Genomic DNA, 25,860 nt, shown 5'->3' on the forward strand with positions numbered 1-25,860 from the left:
TATGCCCGAAGGAAAAATTATTAAAGCACTTAGCGGATTTTATTATGTGCTTGATGGGGAAGAAGTTTTTCAATGCCGCGGACGGGGCGTTTTCAGGAAAAATAAGGTAACTCCGCTCGTTGGTGATTATGTGGTGTACCAAGCGGAAAATAAAACCGATGGGACCGTTACCGAGATAAAACCGCGAAAGAATGAGTTGATCCGTCCGCAAATTTCAAATGTAGACCAAGCCATCCTCGTCTTTTCGGCAGTTGAACCTGACTTCAGTCCGGCGCTGCTCGATCGTTTCCTCGTATTGATCGAAGATAACGAAATCGAGCCCATTATCGTCGTGACGAAACTGGACTTGGTCACATCTGAAACCCGGACGAAATTGACACAGTACATCAATGATTATCGCAAACTTGGGTATACGGTATTGGAAACATCCTCGGTTACCACAGGAGGCATTGAAGAACTTGTTCCTTATTTAGAAGGGAAAACGAGTGTATTTGCCGGTCAGTCAGGAGTTGGGAAATCGTCTTTGCTAAACGCGATCAACCCTGAACTGGCTTTAAAGACGGATGATATTTCGTCACATCTTGGACGGGGGAAACATACTACGCGTCATGTAGAATTGATTCATATCGGCTCCGGCCTTGTCGCGGATACGCCTGGTTTCAGTTCACTCGAATTCACGGAAATGGAAGCTGAACGGCTATCCTATTGCTTCCCCGAAATGCATAAGCATGGAGAGGACTGTAAGTTCAGGGCTTGTTTGCACGATAAAGAACCGAGGTGTGCCGTGAAGGAAGCGGTCGCATCCGGCGAAATCCCGCAATATCGCTATGAGCATTATATGCAATTCCTGGAAGAAATAAGAGATAGAAAGCCGAGGTATTGAAATGGTTAAAATTGCACCTTCGATTTTATCAGCTAACTTTGCAAAATTGGGAGAAGAAATCCTTGATGTGGAAAGAGGCGGGGCGGATTTTATCCATGTGGATGTCATGGATGGGCAGTTCGTTCCGAATATTACCATCGGACCGTTGATAGTGGAAGCCATTCGTCCTGTGACAAAGCTACCGCTTGACGTTCATCTTATGATCGAACAACCGGACCGTTATATCGAGGCGTTCGCAAAAGCGGGAGCCGACTATATAACGGTGCATGCAGAGGCCTGCACACATCTGCACCGAACGATCCAGTTAATTAAATCATTCGGCCTCAAGGCAGGGGTGGTGCTTAATCCAGCCACGCCAGCGTCCTTGCTCCAACCTATAATCGAAGATATTGATATGGTGCTGTTGATGACGGTTAACCCAGGCTTTGGCGGGCAAAAGTTCATCACATCCGTATTGCCAAAAATCGCTGAAGTTAAGGCGATGGCGGACAACCATAATCAGGATCTGGAAATTGAGATTGATGGCGGAGTCAATGAAGAAACGGCGAAACTATGTATTGAACAAGGGGCGACGGTCCTTGTGGCCGGGTCAGCAATATATAATCAGGAAGATCGCCGTGCTGCGATTCAAAGAATTCGGGGAAATTGATATAAAGCCGACATTATCATATACATAGGATAATGATCGGCTTTTTTTATCAGTGTCACAAAGAAATCTCGTATATGCATATACGTGTAAAAAGGATGATGATCATGATCATTAGTATAATGGCGGGCGGTCCAGAATCGCTATGGCCTGATTTGGCAAGGTATAAGGAAGTGACGGATCTCTGGATCGGGGTTGATAGGGGAGTATGGGCCTTGCTTGAAAATGGGATCGACCCTAAATGCGCCTTCGGGGATTTTGATTCGGTTTCGCAAGAAGAATACAAGGTAATAGCACAAAGGCTTCAGCAAGTGAATTTATATTCTTCCGAAAAGGATGAAACGGATCTGGAAATCGCTTTTCATTGGGCGATAGATCAAAAACCGAGTGAAATTCACATCCTTGGGGCCACTGGGGGGAGAATGGATCATTTTCTTGGCAATATCCAGCAGCTCCAAAAGGAAAGCATTCTTCCCATTCATGCCGAAATTGATATATACATAGTCGATCGCCAAAACATTTTCACAGTCAAGACAGCAGGCTCTTATGAGGTAACTGCATTGAAGGATAAGAAGTACGTATCATTCCTGCCAGTCACAACGGCAGTCACTGGCATCACCCTGACAGGCTTCAAATACCCGCTGAGCGATCGCAGCTTGGAGATAGGTTCGACACTCTGCATCAGCAATGAACTAATTTCCGAATCTGGGAATGTTTCATTTAAGGAGGGCATATTAATGATGGTAAGAAGCAGAGATTAAAATTCATGCTTAAAGCAGATTCGGATATAATTACAAATCCTATATCCGCTTAAAAGCTTATGTTGTAATAGAAAAATTCCACTTCATCTTAATTTGTGGGATGCAAAGAGGAGGGGCATGATGAAATTTTATACAATAAAATTGCCAAAAGTTCTGGGTAGTTTGGTAAGGGCTATGCTCGGAGCGTTTAAAAAGGGCTGATACTTATTCTACATGACACCTCTCGGATTTCCGGAGGTGTTATTTTTCGTGAAACCAGGGTTAACGAATGTGTGGCCATCCATTAATGGGAGATGACTTTCTAGATGCGGATATAAAAAAGTCTACGAAGCTATCAACCATCCCCATTAAATTGTTAGCCATTTCAAGTAAAAAGGCATCCTTAGAGGATGCCGTAACATTATACGCGTTCTACTTTGCCCGATTTAAGAGCTCTTGCAGAAACGTATACACGTTTAGGTTTACCGTCAACTAAAATACGCACTTTTTGAAGGTTAGCGCCCCATGTACGCTTGCTAGCGTTCATTGCGTGAGAGCGGCTGTTACCAGAACGAGTTCTTCTTCCAGTGATTACACATTTACGTGCCATGTTCAATTCCCTCCTAACTACACCAAGCTTAAGTTTTCACAGTCATCTTAAGTCTTTGTAAAATACTTTAATAATTTATCATACCTACCGTGAGAATGCAATACTTCAGTTAATTACTTTCAAGAAAAATACCTTGACATACAAACTGGAAAATTGAATTATATTAAGTACCGTAAGACAATTACTTTTAAAACCTCAGACATTATAGTAAAATGTCTTTAGTTGACTTGATTTTTTGGGAGGGAAAAGAGAAATGTCTATTGAATTACAAACGAAATATGGACAAATTGATATCTCTAATGATGTTATCGCAACTGTAGCAGGCGGAGCAGCAGTGGATTGCTACGGAATTATAGGAATGGCTTCCAAAAAACAATTTAAAGATGGCATTGCTGAAATTTTAAGAAAAGAAAACTTTACTAAGGGTGTAATTGTCCGTCAAGAAGAGGAAGAAGTTCATATCGATATGTATATCATCGTAAGCTATGGAACGAAAATCTCGGAAGTTGCGCATAATGTGCAATCGAAGGTAAAGTACACTCTGAACAAAACTGTAGGATTAGCGGTTGATTCCGTAAACATTTTTGTCCAGGGAGTTCGTGTGACGAACCCTTAAGTATAGGAGGAAAGTTTAGTGTCAATTACAAGTTTAAATGGAAAGCGCTTTGCAGAAATGATCATTCAAGGTGCCAATCATTTAGCGGCCAATGCCCAAATGGTTGATGCGTTGAATGTTTTCCCTGTCCCAGATGGAGATACCGGGACGAATATGAATTTATCGATGACTTCCGGAGCGAAGGAAGTGCAAAATAACGTCCAGGAACACATCGGAAAAGTGGGCACATCCCTTTCGAGAGGATTGCTGATGGGCGCTCGCGGCAATTCTGGTGTTATCCTTTCACAGTTGTTCCGAGGCTTTGCAAAAGCGATTGAACATAAATCGGAAATCAATAGTGAAGAATTCGCACAAGCTTTTGAAGCAGGCGTGCAAACAGCTTATAAGGCTGTAATGAAACCTGTCGAAGGAACCATTTTAACGGTTGCCAAAGATGCAGCCAAGCAAGCGGTTACATCAGCTGCCAGGCACCAAGACCTCATTCAGGTTATGGAAGAAATCGTAATGGAGGCCAATGCCTCACTGAAACGCACACCGGATCTCCTTCCAGTCTTGAAAGAGGTGGGAGTCGTCGACAGCGGCGGACAAGGCTTGGTGTTCGTATATGAAGGCTTCCTGGCCGAACTGAAAGGTGAAGCACTCCCAGCCCGTTCTGAACATGGTCCTAGCATGGATGACATGGTCAGTGCCGAGCATCACATGAACGTCCAAGGGCATATGAACACGGAAGATATCGTGTTTGGTTACTGCACGGAATTCATGGTCCGGTTAGAAAGTGACAAGCTGGCAAATAAATCATTTGATGAGGAAAAATTCCGAAATGAATTGAGTGAATACGGAGATTCATTATTAGTCATTTCAGATGATGAAGTTGTCAAAGTACATATTCATTCTGAACAGCCTGGAGAATGTCTCAATTATGGACAGCGATACGGTAGCTTAATCAAAATGAAAATCGATAATATGCGCGAACAGCATACTGCGATCGTGGGTGAAACGCAGACTCCGCTTCAAACGAAACCGGCAACGAAAGATAAATACGGCGTCGTGTCCGTTGCGATGGGTGCAGGAATCAGTGAATTGTTCAAAAGCATCGGCGCCAAGTCGGTCATCGAGGGTGGACAAACGATGAATCCTAGCACGGAAGATATCGTTAAAGCCGTTGAAGAGGCATATGCCGAGCATGTCATCATCTTGCCTAACAATAAAAATATCATTATGGCTGCCAACCAAGCAGCAGATGTCCTTGGAGATCATGTGACGGTCGTCCCGACGAAGACGGTACCACAGGGAATGGCTGCCTTGTTGGCATTCAATCCATCACTTGATGCTGCCGAGAATACACAAGCGATGAGCGAAGCCCTTTCGCATGTGAAAACCGGCCAGGTCACTTTTGCCGTACGTGATACCAATATTGATGGTCTAGCCATTGAGACGGGGGATTTCATGGGAATAGCTGAAGGAACCATCAAAGTGAAGGATAAAGACAAGACGCAAGCGGCAAAAGAACTTCTTACTGAAATGATTGACGAGGATGCCGAGATCCTGACGATATTATATGGAGAAGATGCCAATGCAGAAGAAGTCGAAAATCTTGTTGCATTCTGTAAGGAGAATTTCGAAGACGTTGAAGTTGAAGTCCATAATGGCAAACAACCTTTATATTCTTTCATTTTTTCAATTGAATAAGTAACCTTTCATGAAGCTAAAGCATGTTCCGTTTCTTTCTTAGGATCATGAACGAATAAAAGGCAAGAAACTGCATAAGTCATTAGGCTATGCAGTTTTATTTTTTTTGCTGCTATTCGCTTATCAAGAGGGCGGGCTGCCTTATCGGCAAGAACGCTTGTTCAGTCTCAACTGTCCCCTGCCCGCGCAGGAGTCTCGCAATCAACCTTAACTAGTGTCGGTTTAAAAACAGCACTCTTTAGGAAAAGAGCCCATTTTTTGATGAACGATATGAACGGCCTGAATGGAATTACGGCGAATTTGACGTTATTATTAAGCTAACACCCAGCCTTTCCCTTGATTTCAATAGCTGAAGGAGGAGCAATGCATGAAATTCAGAAGTGTATTCGATATAATAGGTCCTGTTATGATTGGCCCCTCTAGTTCCCATACTGCCGGAGCGGCAAGAATTGGGAGGGTGGCCAGGAACTTATTCAACCGTGAACCGAAATGGGCACATATTTCTTTTTATGGATCGTTCGCTAAAACCTACAAAGGACATGGAACGGATGTAGCCATCGTAGGAGGTTTACTTGATTTTGATACATTCGATGAGAGAATTAAGGAATCGTTGGAAATAGCACGTAAAAAGAAAATTAAAATTGCTTTCCGGGAAGAAGAAGCAGTCCCTGAACATCCCAATACAGCAAAAATAACGGTGGGGGATGAGGATGGGGAACTTGAACTCGTCGGAATATCGATTGGCGGGGGGAAAATTGAAATTGTCGAATTGAATGGGTTTAAGTTGAGGCTTTCGGGCCACAACCCTGCCATACTTGTCGTGCATGATGACAGATTCGGGGCCATTGCCAGTGTTTCTAACATTTTGGCTAAGCATCGAATCAATATTGGCCAGATGGAAGTTTCCCGTAAAGAAAAAGGGAAGATGGCGCTGATGACGATTGAAGTGGACCAAAACCTTGAGGATCAAGTCATTGCTGAAATTACGGCACTCCCCAACATCACTCAGGTAGCGAGGATTGTTGATTGATAAGGAAATCGATTCGTTCCCACATAGGAAGGAGAAGATACCATGTTTCGAAATGTTGCGGAATTGATAGAATTAGCTGAATCAAAACAGAAAAAAATATCAAATTTGATGATAGAACAGGAAATGGAAGTGACGGGCAGGACACGTGAACAAATCATCCACCAGATGGGGGTCAATCTGGATGTGATGGAACAGGCTGTTGAAAAGGGCCTCCAAGGTGTCCGGTCCGTTTCCGGCCTTACTGGCGGTGATGCAGTCCTGCTTCAGGATTATATTAATTCCGGGAATTCCCTATCCGGTGAATTGTTGTTGGATGCGGTCAGCAAGGCCGTGGCCACAAACGAAGTGAACGCAGCCATGGGAACCATTTGTGCGACCCCCACTGCCGGATCGGCCGGGGTGGTGCCAGGAACCCTTTTTGCGTTGCAAAACAAACTAAAACCGAATCGGGAACAAAAAATCGAGTTCTTATTCACGGCAGGTGCCTTTGGCTTTGTTGTTGCGAACAATGCTTCAATTTCCGGGGCAGCGGGTGGCTGTCAGGCAGAGGTTGGTTCCGCTTCGGGAATGGCAGCGGCTGCAATTGTTGAAATGGCAGGGGGAACACCTGCGCAAAGCGCTGAAGCTATGGCGATTACGCTAAAGAACATGCTTGGTCTTGTATGTGACCCGGTTGCCGGGCTTGTGGAGGTGCCTTGTGTGAAACGGAATGCGATGGGGGCGGCCAATGCAATGGTTGCCGCTGATATGGCGTTGGCGGGGATTACAAGCCGTATACCATGTGATGAAGTGATTGATGCGATGTACAAGATTGGGCAAACGATGCCATCGGCTCTTAGGGAAACTGCACAAGGAGGATTAGCGGCTACACCGACTGGACGGGAGTTGGAAGCGAAGATTTTTGGCTTGCCGCTTAACAAAAAGTGACTTCCGCCATTTTTGAGCCGATAACGGCAGTGAAAGGGATCGGGAGCGAAACGGCGGCAGCCCTGGAGGAAATGGAGATCCATACCGTCAAGAATCTCCTTGAACATCTTCCATATCGTTATGAAGATTACCGTTTGAGGGACTTGGAAACGGTAGAACATGACGAGCGCGTCACCGTAGAAGGAAAGATTCATACCGTGCCCACATTAGGGTACTTTGGAAAGAAAAAATCGAGGCTGACGATAAAAGTATTGACCGGGAGATATTTAATAAATGTCATATTTTTTAACCAGCCATATTTGAAATCGAAACTTGCGATAGGGGAAACCATAACGGTAACTGGAAAATGGGATCGTCATCGCCAAACCATTACAGGCTCAGAGTGCCTTATTGGCAATCACAGTCGGGAGAAAGAGTTTGAACCGGTTTATTCCGTGAAGGGCAGCATTACGGTTAAAGGTTTGCGCCGCTTTATCTCCAATGCATTTACCCAGTATGGGTCCATGATTGAAGAGAATTTGCCTCCGCAATTGTTGGCGACATACAAACTGATGCCGCGTAATGATGCTCTTCGCATGATGCATTTTCCTTTATCCGCTGATGATATCAAGAAAGCGCGGCGCCGTTTTGTGTATGAGGAATTTTTATTGTTTCAATTGAAAATGCAGGCATTGCGTAAAGTGCAGCGGGAGCAATCAAAAGGAATCGGTCAGGAATTCGACATCAAGTCGGTGGAAACCTTCATAGAAACGCTTCCTTTTCCATTAACACATGCTCAAAACCGTGTTGTCGATGAAATCTTGAATGACATGAAATCCCCTTATCGGATGAATCGCCTTCTTCAAGGCGATGTTGGATCAGGAAAAACGGTTGTGGCTGCGATCTGCCTGAAGGCGTCGATTACAGCGGGTTTCCAAGGCGCCCTTATGGTCCCGACCGAAATACTGGCTGAGCAGCATACGCAATCATTGAAGGCGATGCTTGAACCGACCGGAGTGAAAGTAGCGTTATTGACCAGTTCGGTGAAGGGCAAAAAACGCCGGGAGCTATTACAAATGCTCGGATCCGGGGAGATCGACCTTTTGATCGGAACGCATGCTTTGATACAGGATGAGGTGAATTTTCAAAACCTAGGTCTTGTCATAACAGATGAACAACATCGTTTTGGGGTGGAGCAACGTCGGATCCTCCGTGAAAAAGGTGCGAATCCGGATGTTCTATTCATGACGGCAACACCCATTCCGCGTACGCTCGCGATTACCGTTTTTGGTGAAATGGACGTCTCGACGATAGATGAAATGCCGGCTGGACGCAAAGCGATCGAAACGTATTGGGCGAAACATCAAATGCTTGATCGGATTTTGACTTTTGTTGAAAAGGAACTAAAAAAAGGACGCCAGGCTTACGTCATCTGTCCATTGATCGAGGAATCGGAAAAGCTTGATTCTTTGCAAAATGTTCTGGATGTCCATGCGATGCTGAACCAATACTTTGGCAATCGCTATAAAGTGGGACTCATGCATGGACGCCTTCCCGCGGATGAAAAAGACGAGGTCATGCAGCAGTTCAGTGTAAATGTGGCGCAAATCCTCGTCTCTACGACCGTTGTCGAGGTTGGAGTCAATGTTCCAAATGCAACGGTAATGGTCATTTATGATGCAGAGCGTTTTGGTCTGTCCCAGCTGCATCAGCTGCGGGGAAGGGTTGGACGGGGAAGTGATCAGTCCTTTTGCATCCTCCTGGCAGATCCGAAAACGGAGGTCGGAAAAGAACGGATGAAAATCATGACAGAAACAAATGATGGCTTTGTCCTCTCGGAGAAAGATTTGGAACTTCGTGGCCCAGGTGATTTCTTTGGCAAAAAGCAAAGCGGGCTGCCGGAGTTCAAAGTGGCTGACATGGTCCACGATTACAGGACCTTGGAGGTGGCGCGCGAGGATGCCGCAAAACTGATTGCCTCCCAAAGCTTTTGGCATTCCCGGGAGTATGCACCGTTGCGTACCTATTTAGAGGGGACAGGGGTATTTACGGGAGAAAAGTTGGACTGAAATAATGAAAACCATTAGCAGATTGCGAGAATTTCCACAATATCTTGCAATCTGTTTTTAAAATATATATACTACTATTAGTACCTAGTCATAATACTACGGATGGTGACCTTCAAATGCGAAGAAACAAGAAGGAACGCCAGCAATTATTAATCGAAACGATTAAACAGAATCCTTTTGTAACGGATGAGGAGCTGGCTGAAAAATATTCGGTGAGCGTCCAGACAATTAGGCTTGATCGTCTAGAATTATCGATACCGGAACTGCGTGAACGCATTAAGAACGTGGCCGAGAAAAAATTCAGTGACGAAATCAGGGCTTTGCCTTTGGATGAAATCATCGGGGAAGTAATAGATCTCAATTTAGATGACAATGCCATTTCGATTTTGGATATAAAAAAAGAACATGTCTTCAAGCGGAACGGAATTGCCAGGGGGCATCACCTTTTTGCCCAAGCGAATTCATTGGCAGTGGCAGTCATGAATGATGAATTGGCACTGACAGCAAAGGCATCCATTTTATTTACTCGTTCCGTAAAGGAAAATGAAAGAGTGGTAGCCAAAGCGAAGGTTAAAAGCGTGGACCATACCAATGATCGATCAGTGGTGGAGGTCAGAAGCTACGTAGGTAATGAGCTGGTTTTTAAAGGCGAGTTCGAAATGTATCGCTCTTAACTTTCTAGTAAAGGATGAATGAACATGAAAATCACGATAGATGCAATGGGCGGAGATCACGCGCCTAAAGCACAGGTTTTAGGGGCGATGAAAGCTGTCGAGGCTTTTTCCGATGTGGAAATCACCTTGGTCGGGAATGAAGCCGAGATCAACCAACACTTAATCAAACATGGCCGGATAAAGGTCGTACATACTGAAGATAAAATATTGAGTACCGATGAGCCTGTTCGCGCGGTTCGCCGCAAGAAAAGTGCCTCGATGGTATTGGCTGCACAACAAGTAGCAGATGGGGAAGCCGACGCATGCATTTCATCAGGCAATACAGGAGCGCTTATGGCTGCAGGTTTGTTTGTTGTCGGAAGAATCGATGGCATCGAACGTCCGGCATTGGCACCGACACTGCCGACAATCGACGGAAAAGGATTTGTCCTGCTTGATGTGGGCGCTAACTCCGATGCGAAACCCGAGCATCTGCTGCAATTCGCGATAATGGGTTCCGTTTATGCCCAAAAAGTACGCGGAATAGATAAGCCGCGTGTCGGCCTTTTGAATATCGGGACAGAAGAAAAAAAGGGGAATGAATTGACCAAGCATGCTTTTTCATTGCTGCAGCAGTCATCGGAAATCTCCTTTATTGGTAATGTTGAAGCACGAGACCTTCTAAATGGACCGGCCGATGTGGTCGTTACGGATGGATTTACGGGAAATATGGTGTTGAAGACACTGGAAGGTACGGCTATGAGCGTGTTCACCATGTTGAAATCGGCTTTGACGAGCAACCTGAAGAGCAAGCTGGCTGCTGCAATGGTGAAGCCGGAATTAAAGGTCATAAAAAATCAAATGGACTATTCGGAATATGGCGGTGCAGGATTATTCGGCCTGAAGGCTCCTGTCATCAAGGCGCATGGATCTTCGGATGCGAATGCCATCTATAATGCGATACGCCAGACTCGCGACATGGTTGGTCATGACGTCATCCCGACCATTGCGAAGACGATAGAAAAACAATAATAAATCATAGAGGCAGGGGAGTAACAGATGGGTAAAATTGCTTTTGTCTTTCCAGGACAAGGTTCACAATTAATAGGAATGGGGCTTAGCTTATATCAGGAAAACGAGCGTGCTCAGCAAATTTTTCGTACAGCGGATGAAAAACTTGATTTACCGCTTTCTGAACTTATCTTTAATGGTACACAGCAGGAATTGACGGTAACCTACAATGCACAGCCAGCTTTATTGACTACAAGTTATGCACTGGTCAGCGCTTTGGAAGAAGCGGGAATCAAAGCGGATTATACAGCGGGCCATAGTTTGGGTGAATATACGGCTTTAGTGGCATCTGGTGCCATCTCTTTTGAAGATGCCGTATATACCGTTCGTAAACGTGGGGAGTTCATGGAAGCGGCTGTCCCGAATGGTCAAGGCTCAATGGCGGCGATACTTGGAATGGATCGTGAAGCTCTGACTGAAGTGACTTCTGAAATAACTGCCACAGGCGAATCCGTTCAATTGGCCAATATAAATTGTCCGGGGCAAATCGTCATTTCCGGCACATCGGAAGGTGTTAAACTGGCAAGTGCAAAGGCGAAGGAGAATGGAGCCAAAAGGGCGCTTCCCCTTGAAGTGAGCGGACCTTTCCATTCGGAATTGATGAAACCAGCAGCAGAAAAACTACAGGGTGTCCTGGATGAAGTGACCTTCCAACAAGCGGATATTCCCGTCATTTCGAATGTAACGGCCAAACCGATTACTGCACCTGTTGAAATTAAAGAAAAATTGATCGAACAGCTGTATTCCCCAGTACTTTGGGAGGACAGCGTCAGAACATTGCTCGAGCTGGGTGTCGATACGTTCATCGAGGTAGGCCCGGGGAAAGTTTTGGGCGGATTGATCAAGAAAATTGACCGTTCCGTGCAAATCCATTCCGTATCCGATCTAGAAACCCTGACTAAAACAGTCGAAACTCTGAAGGAGGTACAAGCATGATCCTTAAAGGTAAAAAGGCACTCGTAACAGGAGCCTCAAGGGGCATTGGCAGGGAAGTGGCGTTAGAGCTTGCTCTTCAGGGAGCGGATGTTGCCATCAATTATTCCGGCAGTGAAGCGAAAGCGAATGAAGTGGTCGATGAAATCAAGGCATTGGGCCGTGAAGCATTCGCCATTCAATGCGATGTTGCCAATGGTGAATCAGTGACTAACATGGTCAAAGAAGTCGTCGAACGGTTCGGCCGCGTGGATATCCTGGTAAACAATGCCGGCATCACACGCGATAACTTATTGATGCGCATGAAAGAAGATGAGTGGGATGCAGTGATCAATACGAACCTTAAAGGCGTTTTCCTTTGCACAAAAGCGGTCACCAGGCAAATGATGAAGCAGCGCAGCGGCAGGATCATAAATATGGCATCGATCGTCGGCGTAAGCGGAAATGCAGGTCAGGCCAATTATGTGGCGGCGAAGGCGGGCGTAATCGGCCTGACCAAAACCACTGCGAAGGAACTTGCTTCAAGAGGGATAACGGTTAATGCGATTGCTCCCGGCTTCATCTCGACTGATATGACTGGGGAATTGCCTGAAGATGTCCAAAAGGCGATGCTGGACCAAATTCCACTGGCGCGTTTCGGTGACCCTAAAGAAGTCGCATCTGTCGCATCTTTCCTTGCTTCAGACGCCAGCAAATATATGACTGGACAAACACTTCATGTAGATGGCGGCATGGTTATGTAAGTTTTCTTTGATTTTTTTCGAATTTAATTTATAATGTCTTGAGGGGAGGTGAACAAATTGGCAGATGTATTAGAAAGAGTAACGAAAATCGTTGTGGATCGTTTGAACGTAGAAGAATCAGAAGTGAAACTTGAAGCTTCTTTCAAAGAAGATCTTGGTGCCGATTCCCTAGATGTAGTTGAACTAGTCATGGAATTCGAAGACGAGTTCGATATGGAAATTTCGGACGACGACGCTGAAAAAATCGCCACAGTAGGTGATGCTGTGAATTACATACAAAGCACTATGTAATGTATGGTCTTTTGACTAAAAGCTCCGTTTTTAACGGGGCTTTCTCTTGTAATGAAAGAAGTTTAAGGAAAGCTGCTTGATATAAGGGAATGATGATTGGCTAAAGCAAGCTTCTTTCTGCCTGACAGTGGTTGACGGTTAGTTTTCTTTAAGCGAATTATCATGTATGATGGTACATAGGAAAGCTTGACAGGAATTCCTGCCAGGTTTCTTTTTATATATTGGAAAAATATGCTTTTTTGAACCGTTGTGGAGGGTTTTAAGTGATACGTAGGAACGGAAATAATCGTAAACCATCAATCAAGGATAATAAATTTAAACAGTTGCAAGAAAGTCTTGGTTTTCATTTTCAGGATGAAAATTTATTGAAACAAGCTTTTACACATTCATCTTATGTGAATGAGCATCGCCGTAAGCCTTATGAAGATAACGAAAGGCTTGAATTCTTGGGAGACGCTGTGCTGGAACTGACCATCTCTAAATACTTGTATCAAAAATACCCGATGATGAGCGAGGGTGAACTGACCAAATTAAGGGCAGCCATAGTGTGCGAACCCTCGCTTGTTGCTTTTGCCAATAGTCTTTCCTACGGGGAATATGTATTACTCGGAAAAGGGGAAGAAATGACAGGCGGAAGGGAACGGCCTGCGATGTTAGCGGATGTATTCGAAGCATATATCGGGGCGTTGTACCTTGACCAAGGGTTGGAGTCGGTTGTGCAGTTTTTGAATAATGTTGTGTTTCCGAAGATAGACGAGGGTGCTTTTTCTCATGTGATGGATTATAAAAGCCAGCTTCAAGAGCTGATCCAGCGTGATGCTATCGGTGTCCTGCAATATAAAATCCTGCAGGAGAAAGGGCCGGCCCATAACCGGGAGTTCGTTTCCACCGTCTCTTTGAACGGGGTAGAGCTTGGCACTGGTTTAGGGAAGTCCAAAAAAGAAGCGGAGCAGCATGCAGCCGAGCATGCATTGATCGTCTTAAAAGAAAAAAATCAACAAGATAGTTGAACAGTAGAGGAGGAAAGGTCATGTTCCTCAAACGCTTGGACGTTGTAGGATTTAAATCTTTCGCAGAGAAGATATCGATTGATTTTGTACCTGGTGTCACGGCAGTGGTTGGACCGAACGGAAGCGGTAAAAGCAATGTGACCGATGCAGTCCGATGGGTACTTGGAGAGCAGTCTGCGAAATCGCTTCGTGGCGCAAAAATGGAAGATATCATTTTTTCGGGGAGTGACACGAGGAAAGCGTTGAATTTTGCAGAAGTATCCTTGACCCTTGATAACGAGACCAATTCCCTGCCGATAGACTTTCATGAAGTAAGTGTGACGAGAAGGGTATACCGATCGGGAGAAAGTGAATTTTTCATTAATAATCAAGGATGCCGCTTGAAAGACATCATAGATTTGTTCATGGATTCAGGCCTTGGCCGTGAAGCGTTTTCGATAATCAGTCAGGGGAAAGTCGAAGAAATCCTAAGCAGCAAAGCAGAAGAAAGACGTGTGATCTTTGAAGAAGCAGCAGGTGTCCTCAAATATAAAACAAGAAAACGAAAAGCGGAATCGAAGCTGACTGAAACACAGGATAATTTGAACCGTGTCCATGATATCCTCCATGAATTGGAGGGGCAGGTTGAACCCTTAAAAATCCAATCCTCCCTTGCCAAGGAATTTTTGGAGAAAAAAGACGAGCTTGAACAAATTGAAGTTGCTTTAACCGTGTTTGAAATTGAAGAACTTTATGAAAAATGGGAAAAGCTGTCCCATGATCTAGAAAAGCATAATGAAATGGAGCAGCAAATGGCAGGGCAGCTTCATGAACGGGAAGCGCATCTCAAAAAGCTCCGGGATAATCTGGCTACGCTCGAGACATCAATCAATGAGCTTCAGGAAATTCTCCTGAACGCGAGTGAGGAACTTGAAAAGCTTGAAGGCCGTAAAGAAGTATTGAAGGAACGGAAAAAAAATGCTGCCCAAAACAAATCACAGCTTGAAAGAGCGATCGTGGAAGGCGAGACTATTGTCAAGCGCCTGTCTGTCCAACAGAAAAGTGAAAGGGACATCCTCCATGCGCTGAATTCGGAAGTGAACGGCATCCAGGAAACCTTATATGAAAAACAAAAAAGCCTGGGGCTTTTCAATAGCGATATCGAAGCCGTGATTGAAGCGAAAAAAAGTGATTATATTGAGTGGCTGAACAAGCAGGCAACGGCCAAAAACGAAAAACAGTATCTGCTTCAGCAGCTAACGCAACAGGAGCATAAAAACGCTAAACTGGATTCGGAAAATGAAAAGTTCCTAATTGAAAGAAATGATATCACCGCAAAAAAATGGGAATATTCACAGCGGATGGACAAGGTGACCAAGCAGCTTGAAGAGCATGTCTCGGTTTTCAGGAATCAGCAGAATAAACTGGATGCGGCTAAAGATGTGTATCAAAAGCAAGAAACCACTCTTTATAAAGCTTATCAATTCCTTCAACAAGCCAAGTCTCGCAAAGAGCTTCTTGAAGAAATGGAAGAAGACTATGCAGGCTTTTTTCAAGGTGTTAAAGAAGTTTTGAAAGCGAAAGAAAAGCTTTCAGGCATTGAAGGCGCAGTCGCAGAGTTGATAAAGGTGCCAAAGGAGTATGAAACGGCCATCGAAACGGCCCTGGGCGGAGCTATGCAGCATGTTGTCGTCGAACGCGAAGAGCATGCACGTGAAGCGATTTCCTTCTTGAAGAAGAATAGATATGGACGTGCTACGTTCTTGCCGTTATCAGTCATAAAGGCAAGGGAAATTTCATCAAGTCAATTATCGATGCTGAAAAGCCATGCAGCATTTGTCGGGACAGGCTCCTCTCTGATCCAATATGATGTCAGGCATGCTGCAATCGCCGAAAACCTGCTAGGAACGGTCATCATCACCACCGATTTAAAGGGTGCGAACGACCTGGCCAAAATGATGCAGCATCGCTTTCGTTTCGTAACGCTCGAAGGCGATATCGTCAATCCAGGCGGTTCAATGACTGGTGGGGCGCTAAAGCAAAAAACGACCTCCCTGCTTTCAAGAAAGACGGAATTGGAAGAACTCCATCAAAAACTTTCCGCAATGGAAGCAAAAACGAACCAGCTGGAAAAGCAGGTCAAACAGCTGAAAGTGGATGTCGGTGTTCAAGAGCAAACGCTTGAACAAACGAGAAAAATGGGGGAGGATCTCCGGTTACAGGAGCAAACCCTGAAGGGCGAACTGCGTGAAATCGAATTGCAGGAAAGAAACGTTAATGACCGGCTTCACCTGTATGATTTGGATAAAAACTCTTATTTGGAAGAGCAACAACAAAAAATGGCCAGATTGGAAGAGTTGGACGAGCTATTGAATTCATGCAAAACGGAAATCGAAGCGCTTGACAAGTTGATTTCAGACATGACAGCACAAAAACAATCTCAACAATCTTCAAAAGAAAGTCTTGCTGAAGAAACGAATGAGCTAAAGGTAACACTGGCCTCTAAGCGCGGACTGCTTCAAAACCAAAAAGAGAAGATGGAACGCATTGAATTTGATCTTGCAAAGGAAACGAGCAAGCTTGCCGAAAATAAAGATGACTTGGGGCTTCTGACAAATGAAATGACGGACAGTTCAAGCGGAGAAGAGACACTCGAGGATATGGCCCAGCAAAAATTGCTTGATAAAAACGGGGCCATTGAAGGGATTGCCAGTAAAAAACAAGAAAAAAATGAGCTTCTTTCACAAGTTGAAACGCTTGAATTGGCCTTGAAGGAAGAAAATAGGGTTTATAAAGGCGTTATCGAAGTGATAAAAGATGAAGAGGTCAAATTAACTCGCTTGGACATGGAACTTGAAAACCGCCTTGACCATTTAAGGGAAGAGTATACGCTATCCTATGAAGGGGCCAAGGAACGGTATCCATTGATGCTCCCTGTAGAAGAAGCACGCAAAAAAGTGAAGCTCATCAAGCTGGCGATCGAGGAATTGGGGACGGTCAATCTAGGTGCAATCGAGGAATACGCCCGTGTAGCTGAACGCTATGAATTCCTGATGAGTCAAAAGGAAGATCTTCAACAGGCAAAAGACACATTATTCCAAGTTATAGATGAGATGGATGATGAGATGAAACGTCGCTTTGCTGATACCTTCTATTCGATACGGGAGCAATTCGAACAGGTGTTCAAAGCTTTATTTGGCGGGGGAAGAGCGGAGCTGAAGCTGACGAATCCCGATGATCTGCTTCATACAGGGGTAGATATCATTGCACAGCCACCAGGTAAAAAACTGCAGAACTTAAGTCTTTTATCCGGGGGAGAACGGGCATTGACGGCAATAGCCCTATTATTCTCCATTCTAAAAGTGAGGCCGGTGCCTTTCTGTATCCTTGATGAGGTCGAGGCAGCACTCGATGAGGCGAATGTCGTCCGGTTCAGCCAATTCTTAAGGAAGTTCAGCAGGGAAACGCAGTTTATCGTCATCACCCACCGGAAAGGTACGATGGAAGAGGCTGATGTCCTCTACGGGATTACGATGCAGGAGTCAGGTGTGTCCAAGCTTGTTTCTGTCCGGATGGAAGAGTCGGAAAACTTTATCGAAGTGTAAATTCATGAATGAGAGGAAGTGGGACAATGAGTTTTTTCAAGAAGCTAAAAGAGAAGTTTACGACCCAGGAAGAGAAGGAAAAAGAAATTGAGGTACAAGAAATCTCCATAGGGGAGAAATTCAAGCAAGGTTTGACGAAGACGAGGAATTCCTTTACTGGAAGAGTTAATGAGCTTGTTGCCCGTTACCGGAAAGTGGATGAGGATTTTTTTGAAGAACTTGAAGAAATCCTGATTCAAGCTGACGTTGGCTTCGACACCGTCATGGAATTGATCGATCAATTAAAAACGGAGGTCAAACTCCGCAATATCTCGGACACAAGGGAAGTGCAGTCCGTCATTTCAGAAAAGCTTGTGGACATCTACCAAGGTGATGACGGTGATACCTCAAGGCTGAACATCCAAGAAGAAGGTTTGACGGTCATTTTGTTTGTCGGTGTGAATGGGGTAGGTAAAACGACGACAATCGGTAAACTTGCTCATAAGTTCAAGAGTGAAGGTAAATCGGTTGTACTGGCAGCGGGGGATACATTCCGTGCTGGCGCAATCGAACAGCTTGAAGTATGGGGGGAGCGCGTCGGTGTCAGTGTAATCAAACAAGGTGAAGGGTCCGATCCCGCTGCGGTCATGTTCGATGCCGTTCAGGCTGCCAAGGCAAGAAAAGCGGACATTCTGATATGTGATACGGCCGGACGCTTACAGAACAAAGTGAACTTAATGAAGGAATTGGAAAAAGTGAAACGCGTAATCGAACGCGAAGTACCGGGTGCTCCACATGAGGTGCTCCTTGCCCTTGATGCAACAACGGGACAAAATGCCCTGATTCAGGCCAAGACATTCAAAGAAGCGACGAATGTCTCGGGAATCGTTTTAACAAAGCTAGACGGCACGGCAAAAGGCGGAATTGTTTTGGCGATTCGCAATGAGCTGGCCATACCCGTTAAATTCGTCGGACTTGGTGAAAAAATGGACGACCTGCAGGAATTCGATGCCGAAAAATATGTTTACGGCTTATTTGCTGATATCATTGATAAAGAAGAGCTTTGAATATAACTTAGTAAGCCGGAAGAGATTATTCTCTTCCGGTTTTTTGTTGATACTATAGTATTTAAGGGAAAAACCATTCACCGTTCTATAAGTAGGGGAGAAAACATTTTGAGCAAATGTCAGATTGAAAATAATACGCCAACGTTGGAAGAATACATATATTTGTGTGCTTCTGTGGGCATGGGCAGAATTGTCGGGGATGGGGCCCCAGATCATCAGAAAAAAGGTATTGGAAAGGAAATCATGGATCATTTGGTTAGGTACTTGAATACCCATGCGCCAGATAAGGCATTTATCGGTTTGTTTGCTTCGCACGGTAAACAATCTTTCTATGAAAAATATCATTTTAAAGATTATTCTCCCAATATGATGGGGATGTTTACTGTAATTTCAAGATAGATATATTTTAAAAATCGGATATGACTGTCGATCAAAGCATCGGATATCGAAGACAAGCGTTTTAACCGTCCATATAGCTGCTCCAGAGGGGCATGGCTGATATTTAGACCTATTTCTTCATTATGGAGCCTATCGTCCCCATAATGAAGAAATGGACGCACTTCCTCTCGGCGGTCAATTATAAAAGAAGAGCAGGAATGGTCACGATAGGGGTAGCCGCCGCTGTCCTTGGCGGAAATCGGCCGACACATGCGGATTCAAAACACAGGGAAACCTCGGCGTCTTTCCGACCTTTCCCTGTTTATTTGTACAATTGAAATTTGGCTTACACAGGCATTATATGCAGATGAAAAGATGGCAAGTTAAACTTAAAAACCGGCTGAAGCGGCGTTTGAAAGTGAGAAAAAGAAAAAAATGATTGGCTCCAAGCAAGTGGTAAGGAGTTTAGCTTGACATCAAATAAACAAGACGATACAATATAAACTTGTAAAGGGTTTTCACTTAACAGCAGGGAGGCTTGCTAAGATGCTTGAAAAGACAACGCGGATTAACTATTTGTATGACTTTTATCAATCGTTGTTAACAGAGAAGCAGCAGAGCTATATGTCCCTCTACTATCTGGATGATTACTCTCTTGGGGAGATTGCCGATGAATACGAAGTGAGTAGGCAGGCAGTCTATGATAATATAAAAAGAACAGAAGCGATGCTTGAGGAATATGAAGCAAAGCTATTGTTATTTCAAAAATTTCAAGAGCGTAACCAGTGGATTGCGAATATGAAGGCACTCATTGAAAAGGATTCCTTTTCGAAGGAGAAGCTGCTTGATGCAATCACGACGCTTGAGAAGTTGGATTAGGAGGCGGCAATATGGCATTTGAAGGATTGGCCGACCGACTGCAGAGCACGATGCAAAAGATCCGCGGAAAAGGGAAGGTCAACGAAGCAGACGTAAAAGAAATGATGCGTGAAGTTCGATTGGCCCTGCTTGAAGCGGACGTTAACTTTAAAGTCGTGAAGGAATTTGTAAAGCGTGTAAGTGAACGTTCGGTAGGTCAGGAAGTGCTGAAAAGCTTAACCCCCGGTCAACAGGTAATTAAAGTAGTTAAGGAAGAATTGACGGAGCTGATGGGCGGCGAACAGAGCAAGATTGCCGTAGCCTCGAAGCCGCCGACCGTCATTATGATGGTTGGTCTTCAAGGGGCGGGTAAAACGACGACCACCGGAAAGCTTGCCAATCTTCTTAGAAAGAAATACAACCGCAAGCCATTGCTCGTTGCGGCTGATATTTACCGTCCGGCGGCGATTAAGCAGCTTGAAACACTTGGCAAACAATTAAGCATGCCTGTTTTTTCCCTTGGTGACCAAATCAGTCCTGTTGAAATAGCGAAACAGGCGATTGAAAAAGCGAAGGAAGAGCATCATGATTATGTTTTGATCGATACCGCAGGCCGTCTTCATGTTGATGAAAACTTGATGGGCGAACTGAAGGATATTAAAGAACTGACAAAACCGGATGAAATCTTCCTTGTGGTCGATGCGATGACGGGGCAGGATGCGGTCAATGTAGCCGAAAGCTTCAATGATCAGCTCGGCCTGACTGGAGTCGTCTTGACGAAACTCGATGGGGATACACGCGGTGGTGCGGCACTTTCGATTCGTTCAGTCACGAACACGCCGATCAAATTCGTCGGTATGGGAGAAAAATTGGATGCGCTTGAGGCATTTCATCCAGAACGGATGGCGTCAAGGATCCTCGGCATGGGCGATGTATTGACCCTTATCGAAAAGGCACAGGCCAATGTCGATGAAGACAAAGCGAAAGAATTAGAGAAAAAGATGCGTACAGCGACTTTCACCTTTGATGATTTCCTTGAACAGCTTGGTCAGGTGCGGAATATGGGGCCGCTTGATGATATTCTGAAAATGATTCCTGGTGCGAACAAAATGAAAGGGATGGACAATCTTCAAATTGATGACAAGCAGATCGGTCATGTTGAAGCCATCATCCGTTCCATGACGACCCATGAAAAGGAACATCCAGAAACCATGAATGCATCCCGCAAGAAACGGATTGCCAAAGGAAGCGGCAGATCGATTCAAGAGGTGAACCGTCTATTGAAGCAATTCGAAGAAATGAAAAAAATGATGAAACAGGTCACGAACATGCAAAAAGGAAAGAAAAAGGGATTCAAATTCCCATTCATGTAAGGGTTATTTCAAGTCGAAACGAAGCGGAAATACAGGCTGAAGCCATGTAGTTCAACACTTTTTTCGCCTGTTAAGAAAAAAACCTTTACAAACATACAAGACATTTGATATCATACTATCTTGTGTGAAACTATTCGGAGGTGCTTATTTAAAATGGCAGTAAAAATTCGCTTAAAACGTATGGGAGCTAAAAAATCTCCTTTCTATCGTATTGTAGTTGCAGATTCCCGTTCACCACGTGACGGACGTTACATTGAAGTGGTAGGAACTTATAACCCGGTGACTCAACCAGCTAAAGTTGACATCAACGAAGAGCTTGCTCTTAAATGGTTACAAGATGGAGCTAAACCATCTGATACAGTTCGTAACTTATTCTCAACACAAGGCATCATGGAAAAATTCCATGTTGCAAAAAACAGCAAGTAATCGACGGTAGTTGATGAAAGCATTAATTGAAACGATTGTTTCAGCACTTGTGGATTTTCCCGAAGAAGTCACTGTGACCTCCAAGGAAGAGTCCGACCGGCTTGTCTATATCCTCTCCGTTCATAAAGAGGACATGGGTAAGATCATCGGGAAGCAAGGGCGTGTTGCTAAGGCGATTCGGACTGTAGTATATGCAGCAGGATCTTCACAGCAGAAGAAAATCTATTTGGAGATTTCCGAATAAGGAGGGCTAATACCCCTCCTTTTTTTGCACTTCAAGAAAGTGAAATACCGGCTCCCCTCACTTCTGAAAATGGTCCGGAGTTAAACTTTACGCCTTTTTAAGACGCATCTTTTATCGATATACGTTATACTTAAGGGAATGACCCCCATTGTTCAAAAAGATTACCCCATCATACATATTTTTTGAAGTAAATAAGAAATCTTAGATAATAGGAGGTGCTGGAATGAAAATTCTCCAAAATGTAATCGTTAACCAAGTATTAACGGAATCCAGCAAGAGTCAGCTCCTCGAGAATTACAAATCAAAACGCCTTCAGCTTCAAAAAGAGAGTGAACAACTCCGATTTGAGCTGAAAAAGCTTGAAAAAACAAGAAATCTCCAGCCTGCCAGTCTCCGTGCCCATTTCGAAAAAGAGATAAATCAGAGGCAGGAAAAAATTAAACTGCTTGAATTTCAGATGGAACAGCTGGAGATCCTTCCCGCCGGAAGCGAATTGAAGGAACGGGAAGTTCAAAGTATCATTGATGTGGAAATCGGGGCAGATTGGGACGAAATAATGGCAACGAAGACCATTGTCATTAAAGATGGAATCGTCTCGGAAATTCGTTAGAGGTGAAAGAATGGAAAACTGGTTTAATGTAGGTAAAATTGTCAACACCCATGGTTTATTAGGAGAGGTCCGGGTCATTTCTTCAACAGACTTTCCGGAAAAACGCTACAAAGTGGGGAATACCCTGTATTTGTTCAGGGATACGGAGAAAAAGCCATTGCCGCTTGTCATCAGGTCCCACCGCACCCATAAAAACTTTAACCTATTGACTTTCGAGAACTATTATAACGTGGGTCAAGTCGAGGCTTTTAAAAACGGGGTCCTGAAAGTCAAGGAAGCACAGCTTGGTCCATTGGACGAAGGCGAGTTCTACTTCCATGAAATCATCGGCTGTGCGGTATTTACGGATGAGGGCAGTGAAATAGGGGAAATCGTTGAGGTGCTGACGCCAGGTGCCAATGATGTATGGGTCATAAAGAAAGCCGGAAGCAAGGATATTTTGATACCGTACATTGCTCAAATTGTCAAAGAAGTGGATATAACCGCCAAAAAGGTCATCATTACGCCGATGGAAGGACTTTTAGATTGATGAAAATCGATGTACTTTCGCTTTTTCCAGAAATGTTCGAAGGCGTGTTCGGCTCGTCGATTCTAAAAAAGGCTTCCGAAAAGCAGGCTGTCAGTTATAAGGTGACCAATTTCCGGGATTATGCCGATAATAAGCATTCGACGGTGGATGATTATCCTTATGGCGGAGGTGCCGGGATGGTGTTGAAGGCACAACCGATTTTTGATGCCGTGGAAGCTCTTAAAGGACAAGCTGAACAAAACCCCCGGGTGGTCCTGCTTTGTCCTCAGGGAGAGCGTTATTCGCAGAAAAAAGCTGAAGAGCTTGCTAAAGAGGAACATCTCATTTTCATTTGTGGACATTATGAAGGATATGATGAACGCATTCGTGAGCATGTCGTAACGGATGAAATATCAATCGGTGACTTTGTGCTTACAGGCGGGGAACTGGGCGCTATGGTCATTATTGACAGCGTGGTCCGCCTGCTGCCTGGTGTTTTAGGAAATGTAGACTCCCCGATCCTTGATTCCTACTCTTCTGGTTTGTTAGAGCATCCCCATTATACTAGACCTGCAGATTTCCGGGGAATGAAAGTGCCCGATCCGCTCATATCCGGAAATCACAAAAAAATCGATGAATGGCGGATGAAGGAATCACTGCGCAGAACGTGGACGCGGCGTCCCGATTTGCTCAAGAGTTATGAACTTTCGGATCTAGAGAAAAAATTATTGTCCGAGATTCAAAAAGAAGACTGATCCCTATTGCATCGACGTTTGGAATATGATAGGATATACCTTGTGACTTGGGCGAAATGCTCAGTCTTATAACGATGTTCCGCTGCAAACATTCAGTATTTGCAAGAGCGTCCAGGAGGAGTTGGAAACGATGCAAAACATTATTAACGAAATTACAAAAGAACAACTTCGCTCAGATCTTCCATCATTCAGACCTGGTGACACAGTACGTGTACACGTAAAGGTTATTGAAGGAACTCGCGAACGTATCCAGTTGTTTGAAGGCGTTGTAATCAAACGTCGTGGCGGCGGAGTCAGTGAAACTTTCACAGTTCGTAAGATCTCTTACGGCGTTGGAGTTGAACGTGCTTTCCCTGTTCACACACCAAAAATTGCAAAACTAGAAGTTATCCGTCACGGTAAAGTACGTCGTGCGAAACTTTATTACCTACGCGAACTTCGTGGTAAAAAAGCACGTATTAAAGAAATTCGTCGTTAATCCTTCGAATATCTCTATGCGGGTTTACCATGATCCACATAAGGTGAATAACCAAACAGTATCATGCGAAAAGGGAGCTTGTTCATCAGGCTCCCTTTTTGCACTTGATGAAACTCATGAATGCTCCAAGTGGCTGAAAATCCAATTGGAATCCTGCTCGCTATAGCTTCCGCGACATGTTAAAATGGTTGTTGATATGCATTCTAAAAGGGTGGGTAAGGATGGCGAAAAAGAAAAATGAATTGTGGGAATGGACAAAGGCGGTCATAATCGCGGTCATAGCTGCGACACTGATTCGGTATTTCCTCCTGGCACCTATTGTCGTGGACGGTAATTCCATGATGCCGACATTGAAGGACACGGACCGCATGATCATTAACAAAATCTCCTATTCGATCGGTGAACCGAAAAGATTCGACATTATCGTGTTTCATGCTCCAGAGGGCAAGGATTACATAAAGCGGGTCATCGGACTGCCAGGCGAAAAGGTAGAATATAAAAACGATACACTTTATGTGAATGGAAAAGCTTACGCTGAGCCATACTTGGATGAAAATAAAAAGAAATTGATTGATGGCGGTGCTTTGACGGAGCCGTTTACATTAAGCGAGGTCATTGGCCGGGAAACGGTTCCTAAGGGCCATCTGTTCGTCTTGGGGGATAATCGCCGGCTAAGCAAGGACAGCCGTTATGATAGCGTAGGCGTCGTTCCTTACGATAAAGTGTTAGGAAAAACTAAATTAGTTTATTGGCCAATCAAAGACTTTCGATTGGCGGAATAGTAGGAAGGTTGATTCCATTGACAATACAGTGGTTCCCTGGCCATATGGCCAAAGCGAGACGGGAAGTAACGGAAAAATTAAAACTCATCGACATCATTTTTGAACTAGTGGATGCCCGTCTTCCGGCATCATCAAGAAATCCAATGATAGATGAGATCATACAGCATAAACCGAGGGTCATCCTTTTGAATAAAGCGGATATGGCTGATCCGGCAAAAACGAACATGTGGCTGGATTATTATAAGTCACAAGGGAAAACGGCCATTGCGATTAACTCGCAGGCAGGGAATGGATTGAACCAGATCACGGCTGCCGCAAAAAAACTTTTAAAAGAGAAGTATGACCGGATGGAGTCAAGGGGAATCAAGCCGCGAGCGATCCGTGCGATGATCGTGGGAATTCCGAACGTTGGGAAATCAACGTTAATCAATCGACTCGCCAAAAAGAACATTGCTAAAACAGGGAATACACCCGGTGTAACCAAAGCACAGCAGTGGATAAAGGTCGGCAAGGAAATGGAGCTGCTTGACACGCCGGGAATCCTCTGGCCTAAATTCGAGGATCAGGAAGTGGGCTTGAAGCTTGCGTTAACCGGAGCGATCAAGGATACGATTCTAAACTTGCATGAAGTCTCCTTATACGGGCTCCGTTTCTTGGAAAAGGAATATCCTGATAGGATGAAATCACGCTATAACCTTGATGAAATTCCTCAAGAAACGCTGGAACTCTTTGATGCCGTCGGAAAGTTCAGGGGATGTTTAGCTTCTGGTGGGTTCATTGATTATGATAAAACCGCGGAGTTGGTCGTACGTGAAATCCGTTCGGAAAAGATGGGGCCCCTTACGTTTGAGGTGCCCATGGACTATGAAGAGGATACCATTACGGAATAATCTGGCGTGGAGATTGAAAATGCTGGCTGAGTTTTGAA

29 protein-coding genes are annotated in these 25,860 nt (G+C 44.5%); 28 read left to right on the top strand and 1 reads right to left on the bottom strand.

Features of this window, described 5'->3' with window-relative positions; genetic code table 11:
• The first annotated feature begins 1 nt into the window (after position 1).
• The 4 genes from rsgA to spoVM all read left to right on the top strand — a co-directional run bounded on the left by rsgA (position 2) and on the right by spoVM (position 2,491).
• A complete protein-coding gene (gene rsgA, locus CVN76_RS29150; RefSeq protein ID WP_100534072.1) occupies positions 2 to 883 on the top strand; it encodes a ribosome small subunit-dependent GTPase A in 882 nt (293 codons plus the stop codon).
• A gap of 1 nt (position 884) precedes the next feature.
• On the top strand, positions 885 to 1,532 hold the full coding sequence (gene rpe / locus CVN76_RS29155) for a ribulose-phosphate 3-epimerase (protein WP_100534073.1): 648 nt from the start codon (positions 885 to 887) through the stop codon (positions 1,530 to 1,532).
• A 104-nt stretch (positions 1,533 to 1,636) separates the two neighbouring features.
• On the top strand, positions 1,637 to 2,290 hold the full coding sequence (locus tag CVN76_RS29160) for a thiamine diphosphokinase (RefSeq protein ID WP_100534074.1): 654 nt from the start codon (positions 1,637 to 1,639) through the stop codon (positions 2,288 to 2,290).
• 120 nt (positions 2,291 to 2,410) lie between these two features.
• Entirely contained in the window at positions 2,411 to 2,491 is an 81-nt protein-coding gene (gene spoVM, locus CVN76_RS29165) for a stage V sporulation protein SpoVM (protein WP_034313769.1), read from the top strand.
• Between the two features lie 199 nt (positions 2,492 to 2,690).
• On the opposite strand, the gene rpmB is transcribed toward spoVM, so the two are convergent.
• Positions 2,691 to 2,879 carry a 50S ribosomal protein L28 gene (gene rpmB / locus CVN76_RS29170; protein ID WP_034313767.1) on the bottom strand — a complete coding sequence of 63 codons (189 nt, stop codon included), beginning with the start codon at positions 2,877 to 2,879 and terminating at the stop codon, positions 2,691 to 2,693.
• 253 nt (positions 2,880 to 3,132) lie between these two features.
• On the opposite strand from rpmB, the gene CVN76_RS29175 reads away from it, so the two are divergent.
• From CVN76_RS29175 to ylqF, 24 genes are all read left to right on the top strand, one after another.
• On the top strand, positions 3,133 to 3,495 hold the full coding sequence (locus CVN76_RS29175) for an Asp23/Gls24 family envelope stress response protein (protein ID WP_061144584.1): 363 nt from the start codon (positions 3,133 to 3,135) through the stop codon (positions 3,493 to 3,495).
• 18 nt (positions 3,496 to 3,513) lie between these two features.
• Positions 3,514 to 5,184, top strand: a complete 1,671-nt coding sequence (locus tag CVN76_RS29180) for a DAK2 domain-containing protein (protein WP_100534075.1) — start codon at positions 3,514 to 3,516, stop codon at positions 5,182 to 5,184.
• Positions 5,185 to 5,551: 367 nt separating this feature from the next.
• Positions 5,552 to 6,214, top strand: a complete 663-nt coding sequence (sdaAB, locus tag CVN76_RS29185) for an L-serine ammonia-lyase, iron-sulfur-dependent subunit beta (RefSeq protein WP_061144586.1) — start codon at positions 5,552 to 5,554, stop codon at positions 6,212 to 6,214.
• Between the two features lie 42 nt (positions 6,215 to 6,256).
• A complete protein-coding gene (gene sdaAA / locus CVN76_RS29190) occupies positions 6,257 to 7,141 on the top strand; it encodes an L-serine ammonia-lyase, iron-sulfur-dependent, subunit alpha (RefSeq protein ID WP_061144587.1) in 885 nt (294 codons plus the stop codon).
• Positions 7,138 to 9,189: an ATP-dependent DNA helicase RecG gene (gene recG / locus CVN76_RS29195; RefSeq protein ID WP_100534076.1), complete on the top strand. Its 2,052-nt coding sequence runs from the start codon at positions 7,138 to 7,140 to the stop codon at positions 9,187 to 9,189. Before sdaAA ends, recG begins: the two co-directional genes overlap by 4 nt.
• A 116-nt stretch (positions 9,190 to 9,305) precedes the next feature.
• Positions 9,306 to 9,863, top strand: a complete 558-nt coding sequence (fapR, locus tag CVN76_RS29200; protein WP_057913446.1) for a transcription factor FapR — start codon at positions 9,306 to 9,308, stop codon at positions 9,861 to 9,863.
• Positions 9,864 to 9,887: 24 nt separating this feature from the next.
• Positions 9,888 to 10,874 (top strand): phosphate acyltransferase PlsX, encoded by a 987-nt coding sequence (gene plsX, locus CVN76_RS29205; protein ID WP_100534077.1) that lies wholly within the window; start codon positions 9,888 to 9,890, stop codon positions 10,872 to 10,874.
• Between the two features lie 27 nt (positions 10,875 to 10,901).
• Positions 10,902 to 11,849 carry an ACP S-malonyltransferase gene (fabD, locus tag CVN76_RS29210; RefSeq protein ID WP_100534078.1) on the top strand — a complete coding sequence of 316 codons (948 nt, stop codon included), beginning with the start codon at positions 10,902 to 10,904 and terminating at the stop codon, positions 11,847 to 11,849.
• Positions 11,849 to 12,589: a 3-oxoacyl-[acyl-carrier-protein] reductase gene (fabG, locus tag CVN76_RS29215; protein ID WP_198512677.1), complete on the top strand. Its 741-nt coding sequence runs from the start codon at positions 11,849 to 11,851 to the stop codon at positions 12,587 to 12,589. Before fabD ends, fabG begins: the two co-directional genes overlap by 1 nt.
• A gap of 57 nt (positions 12,590 to 12,646) precedes the next feature.
• Positions 12,647 to 12,880 (top strand): acyl carrier protein, encoded by a 234-nt coding sequence (locus CVN76_RS29220; protein WP_034313729.1) that lies wholly within the window; start codon positions 12,647 to 12,649, stop codon positions 12,878 to 12,880.
• A 266-nt stretch (positions 12,881 to 13,146) separates the two neighbouring features.
• Positions 13,147 to 13,890, top strand: a complete 744-nt coding sequence (gene rnc / locus CVN76_RS29225) for a ribonuclease III (RefSeq protein ID WP_061144737.1) — start codon at positions 13,147 to 13,149, stop codon at positions 13,888 to 13,890.
• A 20-nt stretch (positions 13,891 to 13,910) separates the two neighbouring features.
• Complete coding sequence (gene smc, locus CVN76_RS29230; RefSeq protein ID WP_100534080.1) at positions 13,911 to 17,474, top strand: chromosome segregation protein SMC; 3,564 nt, start codon at positions 13,911 to 13,913, stop codon at positions 17,472 to 17,474.
• A 26-nt stretch (positions 17,475 to 17,500) separates the two neighbouring features.
• Positions 17,501 to 18,520: a signal recognition particle-docking protein FtsY gene (gene ftsY / locus CVN76_RS29235; RefSeq protein ID WP_100534081.1), complete on the top strand. Its 1,020-nt coding sequence runs from the start codon at positions 17,501 to 17,503 to the stop codon at positions 18,518 to 18,520.
• A gap of 108 nt (positions 18,521 to 18,628) precedes the next feature.
• Entirely contained in the window at positions 18,629 to 18,919 is a 291-nt protein-coding gene (locus CVN76_RS29240) for a GNAT family N-acetyltransferase (RefSeq protein ID WP_100534082.1), read from the top strand.
• Between the two features lie 525 nt (positions 18,920 to 19,444).
• On the top strand, positions 19,445 to 19,777 hold the full coding sequence (locus CVN76_RS29245) for a putative DNA-binding protein (protein WP_061144596.1): 333 nt from the start codon (positions 19,445 to 19,447) through the stop codon (positions 19,775 to 19,777).
• Positions 19,778 to 19,788: 11 nt separating this feature from the next.
• Positions 19,789 to 21,129 carry a signal recognition particle protein gene (gene ffh / locus CVN76_RS29250; RefSeq protein ID WP_100534083.1) on the top strand — a complete coding sequence of 447 codons (1,341 nt, stop codon included), beginning with the start codon at positions 19,789 to 19,791 and terminating at the stop codon, positions 21,127 to 21,129.
• Between the two features lie 153 nt (positions 21,130 to 21,282).
• Positions 21,283 to 21,555, top strand: a complete 273-nt coding sequence (gene rpsP / locus CVN76_RS29255) for a 30S ribosomal protein S16 (RefSeq protein ID WP_053345299.1) — start codon at positions 21,283 to 21,285, stop codon at positions 21,553 to 21,555.
• Between the two features lie 13 nt (positions 21,556 to 21,568).
• Complete coding sequence (locus CVN76_RS29260; RefSeq protein ID WP_100534084.1) at positions 21,569 to 21,799, top strand: KH domain-containing protein; 231 nt, start codon at positions 21,569 to 21,571, stop codon at positions 21,797 to 21,799.
• A gap of 223 nt (positions 21,800 to 22,022) precedes the next feature.
• The gene (locus CVN76_RS29265) at positions 22,023 to 22,409 is read left to right on the top strand and encodes a YlqD family protein (RefSeq protein WP_061144599.1); all 387 of its coding nucleotides are present in this window, start codon (positions 22,023 to 22,025) and stop codon (positions 22,407 to 22,409) included.
• 10 nt (positions 22,410 to 22,419) lie between these two features.
• Positions 22,420 to 22,938, top strand: coding sequence for a ribosome maturation factor RimM (rimM, locus tag CVN76_RS29270; RefSeq protein ID WP_100534085.1), 519 nt, complete (start codon positions 22,420 to 22,422; stop codon positions 22,936 to 22,938).
• On the top strand, positions 22,938 to 23,672 hold the full coding sequence (trmD, locus tag CVN76_RS29275) for a tRNA (guanosine(37)-N1)-methyltransferase TrmD (protein WP_100534235.1): 735 nt from the start codon (positions 22,938 to 22,940) through the stop codon (positions 23,670 to 23,672). Before rimM ends, trmD begins: the two co-directional genes overlap by 1 nt.
• 130 nt (positions 23,673 to 23,802) lie before the next feature.
• Positions 23,803 to 24,150, top strand: coding sequence for a 50S ribosomal protein L19 (gene rplS, locus CVN76_RS29280; RefSeq protein WP_057913433.1), 348 nt, complete (start codon positions 23,803 to 23,805; stop codon positions 24,148 to 24,150).
• A gap of 221 nt (positions 24,151 to 24,371) precedes the next feature.
• Entirely contained in the window at positions 24,372 to 24,932 is a 561-nt protein-coding gene (lepB, locus tag CVN76_RS29285) for a signal peptidase I (RefSeq protein WP_100534086.1), read from the top strand.
• A 17-nt stretch (positions 24,933 to 24,949) separates the two neighbouring features.
• Entirely contained in the window at positions 24,950 to 25,822 is an 873-nt protein-coding gene (gene ylqF, locus CVN76_RS29290) for a ribosome biogenesis GTPase YlqF (RefSeq protein ID WP_100534087.1), read from the top strand.
• The last annotated feature ends 38 nt before the right edge of the window (positions 25,823 to 25,860 follow it).

It is taken from the genome of Bacillus sp. mrc49 (genome assembly GCF_002803435.1).

Coding starts and splice junctions, on each gene's coding strand:
- rsgA (WP_100534072.1), top strand. CDS start 2: ATGCCCGAAGGAAAAATTATTAAAGCACTTAGCGGATTTTATTATGTG.
- rpe (WP_100534073.1), top strand. CDS start 885: ATGGTTAAAATTGCACCTTCGATTTTATCAGCTAACTTTGCAAAATTG.
- CVN76_RS29160 (WP_100534074.1), top strand. CDS start 1,637: ATGATCATTAGTATAATGGCGGGCGGTCCAGAATCGCTATGGCCTGAT.
- spoVM (WP_034313769.1), top strand. CDS start 2,411: ATGAAATTTTATACAATAAAATTGCCAAAAGTTCTGGGTAGTTTGGTA.
- rpmB (WP_034313767.1), bottom strand. CDS start 2,879: ATGGCACGTAAATGTGTAATCACTGGAAGAAGAACTCGTTCTGGTAAC.
- CVN76_RS29175 (WP_061144584.1), top strand. CDS start 3,133: ATGTCTATTGAATTACAAACGAAATATGGACAAATTGATATCTCTAAT.
- sdaAB (WP_061144586.1), top strand. CDS start 5,552: ATGAAATTCAGAAGTGTATTCGATATAATAGGTCCTGTTATGATTGGC.
- sdaAA (WP_061144587.1), top strand. CDS start 6,257: ATGTTTCGAAATGTTGCGGAATTGATAGAATTAGCTGAATCAAAACAG.
- fapR (WP_057913446.1), top strand. CDS start 9,306: ATGCGAAGAAACAAGAAGGAACGCCAGCAATTATTAATCGAAACGATT.
- plsX (WP_100534077.1), top strand. CDS start 9,888: ATGAAAATCACGATAGATGCAATGGGCGGAGATCACGCGCCTAAAGCA.
- fabD (WP_100534078.1), top strand. CDS start 10,902: ATGGGTAAAATTGCTTTTGTCTTTCCAGGACAAGGTTCACAATTAATA.
- smc (WP_100534080.1), top strand. CDS start 13,911: ATGTTCCTCAAACGCTTGGACGTTGTAGGATTTAAATCTTTCGCAGAG.
- ftsY (WP_100534081.1), top strand. CDS start 17,501: ATGAGTTTTTTCAAGAAGCTAAAAGAGAAGTTTACGACCCAGGAAGAG.
- CVN76_RS29245 (WP_061144596.1), top strand. CDS start 19,445: ATGCTTGAAAAGACAACGCGGATTAACTATTTGTATGACTTTTATCAA.
- ffh (WP_100534083.1), top strand. CDS start 19,789: ATGGCATTTGAAGGATTGGCCGACCGACTGCAGAGCACGATGCAAAAG.
- rpsP (WP_053345299.1), top strand. CDS start 21,283: ATGGCAGTAAAAATTCGCTTAAAACGTATGGGAGCTAAAAAATCTCCT.
- CVN76_RS29260 (WP_100534084.1), top strand. CDS start 21,569: ATGAAAGCATTAATTGAAACGATTGTTTCAGCACTTGTGGATTTTCCC.
- CVN76_RS29265 (WP_061144599.1), top strand. CDS start 22,023: ATGAAAATTCTCCAAAATGTAATCGTTAACCAAGTATTAACGGAATCC.
- rimM (WP_100534085.1), top strand. CDS start 22,420: ATGGAAAACTGGTTTAATGTAGGTAAAATTGTCAACACCCATGGTTTA.
- trmD (WP_100534235.1), top strand. CDS start 22,938: ATGAAAATCGATGTACTTTCGCTTTTTCCAGAAATGTTCGAAGGCGTG.
- rplS (WP_057913433.1), top strand. CDS start 23,803: ATGCAAAACATTATTAACGAAATTACAAAAGAACAACTTCGCTCAGAT.
- lepB (WP_100534086.1), top strand. CDS start 24,372: ATGGCGAAAAAGAAAAATGAATTGTGGGAATGGACAAAGGCGGTCATA.